Below are 2972 nucleotides of genomic sequence, written 5' to 3'. Positions count from 1 at the left end.
TCGCCCAGTTACTCGATGCCGAACGACGCATGGCCAACACCGACCTGCCGCCCGTGCTGGTAGAAGGTGAAACCGGCACCGGTAAAGAACTGGTGGCCCGGGCGCTGCACTTCGACGGCCCACGCAGCAAAGGCCCGTTCATTGAGTTCAACTGCGCGTCGATCCCTTCCAACCTCGTGGAGTCGGAACTGTTCGGCCACGAGAAAGGCGCCTTTACCGACGCCAAGGACCGCCGTGTCGGCCTGGTGGAAGCGGCCGATGGCGGTACGCTGTTTCTCGATGAAATCGGTGAGATGGACTTGCTGCTGCAAGCCAAGCTGCTGAAGCTGCTGGAAGACCGGACCATTCGTCGAGTCGGTTCGGTGAAGGAGCGCAAGGTCGATCTGCGCGTGATCAGCGCCACCAACTGCAACCTTGAACAAATGGTCCAGCAGGGCAAGTTTCGCCGTGACCTGTTCTTCCGTCTGCGGATCATTTCCATCAAGGTGCCGCGCCTGTATGCCCGTGGCGAAGACATTCTGCTGCTGGCCCGGCATTTCCTGGCGGTCCACGGCAAACGCTACGGCAAGCCGAACCTGCATTTCAGCGATCAGGCTGAAGAACTGCTGCTCAGCTACAGCTGGCCGGGCAACGTGCGCGAGTTACGCAACATGCTTGAGCAAACGGTGCTGCTGGCCCAGAGCGATACCATCGCCACACACCAGCTGAACGTTTGCCTGAGCCTGGTGGATGACCCGCCGATGTATCAGCATGAGCCACAACACCACGAGCCGCGCCCGGTCTACAACGGCACCGAGTCGATGAACTTGCCCGAAGTCGAGCGCGACATGGTGCGCAAGATGCTCGACAAGACCGACTGGAACGTCACCAAGTCCGCTCGGCTGTTGGGCCTGAGTCGAGACATGTTGCGCTACCGGATCGAGAAACTCGGCCTGGCACGCCCGGATAAACGCCAGTGGTAGGCTTATTGCAACATCGGTCCCTGACGACTGAGACACTCGAGAGTGCAACTTGGATCGAGGACTTCCTCGTTCACGTACACGCCATGCACGGCATCGTAAGTGCGAATGAACACCCGAACTGAGGCATCGGCGAGCGTTGGCAATTGTGAATCGTAGAACACGTGCTCGCTTGAAATGGGTATGAACTGCTGGGGCGACGTCGGGATGTATGACCCCGGCGGTATTATGTTCATGGAAGGTGGAGCGGGGTGGGCGAAAGGTTGGTCGGCCCCGTAATAGTTGAATTCACTGCTGTAATCGGTAGTAGGCGTCATGCGGTCGTCTGCGTGGGCGGCGCTTGCAACAACCAGGCAAACAGTGAATAGCAGCGTCAGATTGGTTTTGTTCATGGCAACACCTGTGTAATCGGTTTTCGCGCAATTCCCCAAGGCCATTAACTATAGCTGTCGTATGGGCTCGCGTTCGCGGTGTCCGGCGGTGAACCTGCGGTGTGTGTAACATCGACATTACAGCCACGATCACAGGCGTTCAGACAAGTGGTATTTGATTGCTGGTTATGTCTGATTAACCAAATGGTATAGTGCCGCGCCTAATTCGCGCTTCCCTCATGCATCCCGCCGTATGCAATTGCTTCTGTGTGGTTTCCAGCCAGCCCAGAGTTTACTTGCGGCAAAATTTCAACGTGACGCTCAACCCGACGAGTAGTCGGGGTGCTTTGATGCGCCGGCAGTGCCCGTTTCACTAAAAATGCGGGCGCAATGATCGGGTAGAAAGGTGAGTTAAAACGCGCTTCTTGGCCTTCAGAAGGCGTTATTTCAAAGGTTTTCAGCAATTTTCAGCATTTTTCAACGTTCCTCGGAGCGCGACTCAGAGTATTTCAGAGCAGAATTATGGGTGACATGTATAACTGCGTTCAGTTGGCAGAAGCGAAGGTCGGTAATCAGCTCTTGGCGCTCCCGCGTGCAGTAGCTTTTGCCCCGGCTGTTTCACCGCACCCACTGAAGCCAGTCATGAGGAGGTCCCGTTGAACAACCTAACCCACAATCTCTCCGTACGGGTGGTCGGACCTTTGTCGCCTGCTGAATCTGGTCAGCCCACTGGCATGGTGCCGGCTCGCCGAGGACAAGCCTCGCGTTTGAGTTCAGCGCAAAAAAACAGCGCTGTCAGGGTGTCTGACACCTCGACCCGACGAGCCATCTCGTCCAGACGGAAGGCAGGATTAGTTGCTCGCTGCAAAGAGCATAACCTCTCAAAATGTTATAAATTGTCAGGAGATGTTTTTGACATATGTGGCAATATTAATGTGCCGCTATGTGTGAGTTAGATCTGATGATTAGTGCTGGATGCAAACTCAAAGAACAAGGAACGGCCGTCTTGGTGTTTGGGCGTACCGGGGCTTTGGCGGAGAACTTAAAGCAACTTATTGTATCGGACGCATTGTGCGTTGATGCCTTAAGTTACTGCACCCCTCTGGAACAAGTTGCCAATATAGGTTCTGTCCAGGTCATCATCATTGAAGTCAATACTTCGTCCGATTTTAAAGAAGTCATTGAGTTTGTCACCAAAGTTCGGCTCCAGAATTTGTCTGCGCAAATTTCTCTAGTGTTCGCTTATTCTGGAACGATCCCGAAAGTGCAGTGCTATCTTGCCGGCGCTGATCATTGCATTAAGCTGCCTGTTGATCATTATGAAAAAACAAGCTTGCTGTCCGAGATGTTTGAAAATTTCGAGTCGGAATCAGAAGTAAGGTTAATCCTGGATCAGGCGCGCCTCTGTCTATTTGGTCTTGCAAAGAAGCTGGAAATTTCTTATTCGGAAATGCAGATTCTGCAGGCATTGATCAATGCGAAAGAATACATTTTGAGTCATGACGATGTCGCGAAGGCTCTGGATCTGAATATAAAATTTTATGACCCGCTCTGCAGGCATTGATCAATGCGAAAGAATACATTTAGAGTCATGACGATGTCGCGAAGGCTCTGGATCTGAATATAAAATTTTATGACCCGC

The 2972-nt window shown here is 53.0% G+C and carries 3 protein-coding genes; 2 read left to right on the top strand and 1 reads right to left on the bottom strand.

The window, feature by feature from the left end:
• The coding region (locus AC1DSG_RS29755) for a sigma-54 interaction domain-containing protein (protein WP_477794067.1) at window positions 1-962 on the top strand (962 nt) is incomplete at its 5' end.
• A gap of 2 nt (window positions 963-964) precedes the next feature.
• Here AC1DSG_RS29755 and AC1DSG_RS29750 read toward each other — a convergent pair.
• Window positions 965-1351 carry a hypothetical protein gene (locus AC1DSG_RS29750; RefSeq protein ID WP_477794066.1) on the bottom strand — a complete coding sequence of 129 codons (387 nt, stop codon included), beginning with the start codon at window positions 1349-1351 and terminating at the stop codon, window positions 965-967.
• Between the two features lie 922 nt (window positions 1352-2273).
• Between AC1DSG_RS29750 and AC1DSG_RS29745 the strand changes: the two genes are divergently transcribed.
• A complete protein-coding gene (locus AC1DSG_RS29745) occupies window positions 2274-2894 on the top strand; it encodes a winged helix-turn-helix domain-containing protein (RefSeq protein ID WP_477794065.1) in 621 nt (206 codons plus the stop codon).
• Window positions 2895-2972: the final 78 nt, after the last annotated feature.

This window comes from Pseudomonas sp. P5_A12, from assembly GCF_056400685.1.
The sequence above is the reverse complement of the archived record's forward strand: the minus strand, read 5'-3'. Positions and strand labels throughout refer to the sequence as shown.